The sequence below is a fragment of the Myxococcus vastator genome (assembly GCF_010894475.1).
GTDB lineage: Bacteria > Myxococcota > Myxococcia > Myxococcales > Myxococcaceae > Myxococcus > Myxococcus vastator.
In genome coordinates, this window is the sequence record NZ_JAAIYB010000469.1 from 1 (window position 1) to 6,298 (window position 6,298).

The following is a 6,298-nucleotide window of genomic DNA, read 5'->3' on the forward strand; positions in this document are numbered from 1 at the left end:
TAAGAGACAGGAGTCGGGGCGAGCGCCGGTGAAGCGGACTCCCTCGACGCCGGTGGACTCGGGGTCGTCATGGCGGCCTTGGTGAAGGCCGACACTGTAGGACCGCGCTTCCCACACGGGCAAGCACCGTCCCGGGCCGCGCGCTTCCGGCCAGCCTAGAGGTGGCAAGGCGTGACGCTGTCGTTGTTCCCGATGAGGCGCTCCTCCGCCGGCCCGGTGTAGACGTCGTCCGCGAGCATCGTGGCCCAGCACGACGGAAGCCCGGCGTTGTCCGTGACGATGAACGCGTCGCGCACGCGCGCGAGTGCGTCCAGGTGCAGCGCCGTCATCGCCGCATTCTCCCGCACCTCCAGGGTGCCCACGCTGTGGAGCGAGCCCAGGCTCCCCAGGTGCTCCAGCGCGCCGTTGCCCGTGACGGAGAGGCCGTGCAGCCACGTCACCTGCTGGAAGCCAGACAGGTCCGTCAGCAGCGGGTTGCGGGTGACGAGCAGGGAGCCTCCCATGCTCTGAAGCTCCGGCAGGTCCGTCGCGCGCAGCAGCCGGGGGTTCTCCTCCAGGGCGACGTCCCCGTGCACCCGGCGCAGCGACGGCATCGGGCCTACCTGCTCCAGCACCGCGTTGCCCGCCACGGCGAGCGTTCCGGTTTCGGAGAGGGCATCGAAGCGGACCTCCTGGAGCCGGGCGTTGTTCGTCACGTTGACGCGGTCCTTCACGACCGCCAGGTGCTCCAGGCCGGAGAGGTGCGTGAGGGCGTTGTTGCTGGAGATGTCGAGCACGCCGCCAATCCGCGTCAGCAGGCCCAGGCCCTCCAGGGACTGGAGCATCGGGTTGGCCGAAATCATGAAGCTCCCATCCACCTGGGCCAGCTGGGACAGCGGCAGTTGCTCCAACGCGGCGTTCTGGTGGACGGTGAGCGTGCCCGACAGCACCTGGACGTGGGGGAACATGCCAGGGCTCCACAGCACACCGGTGTTCCACAGGGTGAGGTCGAAGCGGGGCGCCACGGCGGCCAGGCCGCTCAGGGTCGACACGCCAGGGAGCGTGTTGAGCGTCAGGCTGTGGACGCGAACGGGCGGAAGCGCCTCCGGCGTCTGCGGTCCGATGCGCAGCTCGCTGAGCGGGTCGCCGCCCCTGATGCTCAACGTCCCCCCGACGTAGCGAAGCCCCGACAGGTCCACCTGCGTCAGCCCCGAGTTGCCGTGGATGTTCAGCGAGCCCTCCACCGAGGCGAGGCCGGGCAGCACCACCGCCGTGACGTCCGTGTGCTCGATGTTGAGGTCGCCGCGGATGCTGGTGAGCGACTTCAGCGCCTCCAGGTCGGCCACGTCCTCCACCGCATACGTCCCGTCATGGGTCGCCGACAGCTGGCACACGTAGGCGGACGCGCGGATTTCGGCGTCGTCGAGCACCGTGTTCCGGTTGTCGTCCACTCCGGCCTCCACCCAGGTGCCGCCGGTGGTGCAGTTCGGGCCCGCGGGCTCTGGCCGCTGGCGCAGCAGCGTCACCACGGGGTCCGCGCAGAAGCGGGCCGCCGCCCGGAGCTCGTCCTCATCGAGCACGCCGTTCCCATTGAGGTCCACGCCGGCCTCCATGAGCGCGTTGTCGTACCGGCAGACGAAGGGGTGGGTCATCAGCGGGCGGACGCGGGCGACGACGGGCGCCGGCTCCATGCAGCCGTGGACCTCGCGCGTCACCTCGTCATCCGAGAGGAGGCCGTCCTCATCCAGGTCCGTGCCCGCCAGGGTGAGCTGCCCGCCCAGCGCACAGGGGGCGCCGGGAGGAAGCTGCCGGGTGCGCACCAGGACGCCCGGCGAGAGCGTGGCGCAGATGTACTCGGTGCCCGTCACCTCGTCGTCGTCGAGCACGCCGTCGTCATCCAGGTCCAGCCCCGAGCGCACGGCCTTCCCTCCGTGCTCGCAGTTCGGGCCCCCGGGCTCGTTGGCCACGCGGGTGCGCGCCTCGTGCTGCTCGACGAGCCGGCGCAGGTCGATGCCGTCACACCCCGCGGCCAGGATTAGCGTCCACATCCCCATCCATCGCATCGCTCATGAACCTTTCGGCGCGTCACTCACCGCAGGTGGCGGTGTCGTCATTGCCGCTGATGTGGAGCTGCCCGGCGTCGCCCGCGTACACGGAGGCCGCGAGCGACGTCGCGAGGCATGACGGGAGTTCGGGGTTGCCCGTGACTTCAAAGGCCTGGCCGACCTGGTGCAGCGCGGTCAGGCCGAGCTGGACGAGGCTCGCGTTGTCCGTCACTCGAAGTGACTGGACATGGAAGAGATTGGAGAGCGGGAGCGCCTGCAGCGCGTCGTTGCCAGCGACGGTGAGCGAGCCCATGAGGTTGTCGACGCCGAGGAGCGGTGACTCCTCTCCGGGGTTGAACTCCAGGGCAGCGTTGTCCACCAGCAACAGATTCACCCGAGGCGACACGCTCAGCAGGCCGCTCAGGCCGCGGAGCTGGCCGTTGTTGCTCACGACGAGGCCCCGTCCCACGAACAACCGTTGGTGGTCGGCGCCGCCGGCTTGCAGCGTGCTCAGCGCGGGGTTGGAAAACACCTCGAAGTCGTCGCCCACGAAGCGCAGGCCTGTCAGCTCCGCCTGGGTCAGCAGTTGGTTGTTCAAGAGGCGCACCGAGCGGTCCACCACCGCGAGCCCTGGCAGGCGCAGCTCGGTGAGGGACGTGTCACTGAGCACGAGCGAGCCCTGGATGCGGGAGATGCGCTGGAGCGCCGCGAGGTCCGCGGGGGTCCGCACGGTGTAGTCGCCGTAGAACGTGTGCAGGGCCTCACAGACGAAGGCCGTCATGTGAAGCTCGGGGCCTCCGAGCACGCCATCGCCATTCTCATCCACGCCAGCCTGGACGCGAGCGCCTCCCTGGGGGCAGGTGGTGCCGGCGGACTCGGGAGCCTGGGTGACCATGAGCCGGGCCGGTTCAATGCAGACGCTCTCCATGGCGCGGACCTCGTCGTCGTCCAGCAGCCCATTCCCGTTCGCGTCAGGGCCCGCCTCCACCCAGGTGCGGCCCCAGCTACAGAGCCACGGGGGGATGTGGACTCCCGGAGGCTGATGCCGGGTGCGGTGAAGCACCTGCCTGGAGGCGGGTTCGGCGCAGCCATACACCTCCCGGGTGATTTCGCCGTCCTCCAGGAGGTCGTTGCCATTCACGTCCTGGCCCGCCCGCGACACGTGTCCACCGTGGGGGCACTGCTCGCCGGGGGGCAGTTCCTGCAGGTGCACCAGCACCCCGGGCGTGGGCGTGGAGCAGACGTAGTCGGTGCTCGTCACTTCGCCGTCGTCGAGCACGCCGTTGTCGTTCAGGTCCAGGCCCGCGAGAAAGGCCCTGCCGCCGAGCGGGCAGTGGTCGCCAGCCGACTCCGGGTCCACCCGCGTGCGTGCCTCGTGCTGCGTGACGAGCTTGCGCAGGTCGATGCCGTCACAGCCCGCCGCCAGCAGCACCACCGCCATCCAGGTCCATCGCATGGGTGCTTCTCTCTTCCTCGTGACGGGAGGTGCCGCCGGGAGGCCTTCAATCGCAGGAGGCCGAGCTGTCGTTGCCGCGAATCTCCGGCGCGCCGCCCATGTTGACCCGCGCGGCGAGCGACACGGCCAGGCAGGTGGGGAGCCGGGGGTTCTCCGTGACGGTGAAGATGTGGGTGACGCTCTCCAGGGCATTCAGGTCCAGGCGCAGCAGGTTCTCATTGGAGAGCACATACAGCTCCTCCACCGATTGGAGCAGGATGAGGTCCGACAAGTCAGTGAGGCTCGCGTTGTTCTCCAAGGTCAGCACCTTCAGCGAGAGCAGCCGGTCGAAGCCCATCAGCCGGAAGAGCCGTGGGTTGTTGCCGATGAACAGGAACCCGCTGTTCTGCACCCGCTCGAGTCCCCACAAGTCCTTCAACACGGCGTTGTCATTGAACCGCATGCCAGAGGTGACACGCGCCAGCTTGGGGAACTCCCCCGCGGCTTCCAGCGTGGGGTTGCGCTCGAACTCGAGCGTCCCCACCTGGGTGAGCTCATTCAGGCCTTCGACCGAGCGCAGGTTGGCGTTGTCCCGCACGCGGAGGCCACCGCCAATGGACGTCAGCGCCGGCATGCCAGACAACGAGGTCAGGATTGGATTGTCCCCGATGACCAGGTCTCCCACGACCTGCTGCAACACCGTTCCGCTCAGGTTGCTCAAGGAGGAATTCCCGATGATGTTCAGGGAGCCGCCCACCCACTCGAGGTTCCGGAAGGGAAGGGTGGAGAGCTTCGCGTTGCCTTCCAGGGTGATGGAGCCGAGGTGCCTGGAGACGAACGTGAAGGAACCCTCTTCGAGGGCAGCGTTGTCTCGCAGGAGGATGCTGCTGCTGGGAAGGACCGCGCTCACCCCCACGAGCGTGGGGAGCAACGGATTGGACACCAGGCTGAACTCTCCCCAGACCCAGAGCGGGGCGCGGCTGCCGCTGCCGAGGGTCAGCGTGGTCAACGCGGGGTTCCTGGCGGCGGTGAGCGGGCCTCCCACGAGGCGCAGCGAGGGCAGCTCCAGACGTTCGAGCGACGTGTCGAATATTTCCAGCGCGCCTTCGACCTGCATCAGGTCGGGGAGGACGGCCGCCGTGGCGGACCCGGCGTCGAAGGAGAGGTTGCCGCGGACGCGGGAGATGCCCTCCAGCGCCACCAGGTCCACCGCGTTGCGCACGAAGTAGTTGCCGTCCAGCGTGTGCAGGGGCTGGCACACGAACAGGGAGGACATCACCTCCTCGTCCTCGAACAGGCCGTCCGCGTCCGCGTCGGTGCCCACGTCCACCCGCGTGCTGGGCGTGGGGCACGCATCGCCCGCGGGAGCAGGGGACTGGCGCAGCCGAACCTCGGAGGGGAGCACGCAGAGGGTGGACGTCGCGCGGACCTCCGAGTCATCCAGCACGCCGTTGCCATTCGGGTCCTGCCCTGCCTCCACCACGGCGCCGCTCTCCCCGCAGGGGAAGACGAACGGCTCCCGGGCCCGCACGCGGGTGACCACGGCCTCCGAGCTGGCACAGCCGTAGACCTGGCGGCTGACCTCGCTGTCCTCCAACTCGGCATTGCCATTCGTGTCCTGGCCCGCGCGGTACACCTTGCCGCCCTGGGTGCAGTTCTCCCCGGGGGGCTCGTCCTGCACGCGCACCAGCACACCTGGGACGGAGGTGACACACGCGTACTCGGTGCGCGTCACCTCGTCGTCGTCGAGCACCCCATTGTCATTGCGGTCCAGCCCCGTGCGGACGAAATGGCCACCATGGGCGCAGTTGGCGCCCACGGGCTCGGGGACCAGCCGGGTGAGCGGCGGGTGCTGCTCGACGAGCCGGTCCAGCTCGATGCCGTCACACCCCGTGACGAGCACGAGCACCGCCATCCACATGCATCTCATGAACAGGTCCCTCAGCGGCGCAGCGCCAGCTCGAAGCCGAAGGCGCGGTCCCAGTGATTGCTGTTGTCGAGCGTGACGCGGTCATAGGTGAACGTGGCCGCCAGCCGCAGCCGCACGCCCGCCAGTGTTCCTGTCACCCCGGCGGCGGTGTACGTGGAGAGCACGGTGGGGTCGCCCATGCGCACGGGGCCGCGCGTGATTCCCAGGAAGCCCCAGCCCGCGCCCGCCTCCAGGAACAGCGGCATGCGAAGGCGCTCCGGGGCCCGCGCGCCCAGGAGCCCCAGCAGCGCGCCCCGGTGGGTGCGGATGTCATCAGTCGCCAGCGGCGTCAGGCCATAGCTGGCGCGAGCGCCGTAGTAGAGCGAGGGCAGGGGCGCCTCCCGCCGCCACGTCACCGTGGGGCCAGTCGCCAGCGTGTTCATCCCGAGCGGGGCCTGCTGCCCCGTCCAGCCCAAGTCCCAACCCGTGGAGGTGTCGGGCCGCCGCGCCATGAACCGCGGAAAGGCGCCGCCCGCGCTGGGGGGAAACGCCTGGGATATGCCCACGGGCGCGAGCCCGGAGAGCGCCACGTAGCGCTCGTAGAAGTCCTTGTCGAGCGGCACCGCGAACAAGCCCTTGCGCAGGGCCTCCTCGGCGGGGCCGCGCTCCTGGAGCTCCCGGTCGCCCAGGTCGATGATGCCGTGGGTGGACAGCTCGGCCAGGGTGATGCGGGCCTCCTGCGTGGGCGTGCGAATCCAATACACGTCGCGCTCGGGCAGGCGCAGCAGCACGTACTGGTCCTCGGAGCGGCGCACGTCGGCCAGCCGCCGTCCGTCCGAGTCCTCGACGGAGATGCGCGAGTGCTCGAGCCCGGCGGGCAGCGGGAGGCTGGGACCTTTTGGCGCGGGGCCCACCAGCGGACGCCGGGGC

The 6,298-nt window shown here is 69.7% G+C and carries 3 protein-coding genes and 1 pseudogene; all 4 read right to left on the minus strand.

Features of this window, described 5'->3' with window-relative positions; translation table 11 throughout:
- Nucleotides 1-155: 155 nt before the first annotated feature.
- Nucleotides 156-2,027: a DUF7151 family protein gene (locus tag G4D87_RS31545; RefSeq protein WP_240358762.1), complete on the minus strand. Its 1,872-nt coding sequence runs from the start codon at nt 2,025-2,027 to the stop codon at nt 156-158.
- A 37-nt stretch (nt 2,028-2,064) separates the two neighbouring features.
- On the minus strand, nt 2,065-3,480 hold the full coding sequence (locus G4D87_RS31550; protein ID WP_163786406.1) for a DUF7151 family protein: 1,416 nt from the start codon (nt 3,478-3,480) through the stop codon (nt 2,065-2,067).
- A 46-nt stretch (nt 3,481-3,526) separates the two neighbouring features.
- Nucleotides 3,527-5,389, minus strand: coding sequence for a DUF7151 family protein (locus G4D87_RS31555; protein ID WP_240358763.1), 1,863 nt, complete (start codon nt 5,387-5,389; stop codon nt 3,527-3,529).
- 11 nt (nt 5,390-5,400) lie between these two features.
- A pseudogene (locus tag G4D87_RS31560) lies at nt 5,401-6,298 on the minus strand (caspase family protein); the annotation flags it as partial.

Excerpts from the sequence above, each read along its gene's own strand:
- G4D87_RS31545 (WP_240358762.1), bottom strand. The coding sequence starts at position 2,027 with ATGTGGACGCTAATCCTGGCCGCGGGGTGTGACGGCATCGACCTGCGC.
- G4D87_RS31550 (WP_163786406.1), bottom strand. The coding sequence starts at position 3,480 with ATGCGATGGACCTGGATGGCGGTGGTGCTGCTGGCGGCGGGCTGTGAC.
- G4D87_RS31555 (WP_240358763.1), bottom strand. The coding sequence starts at position 5,389 with ATGAGATGCATGTGGATGGCGGTGCTCGTGCTCGTCACGGGGTGTGAC.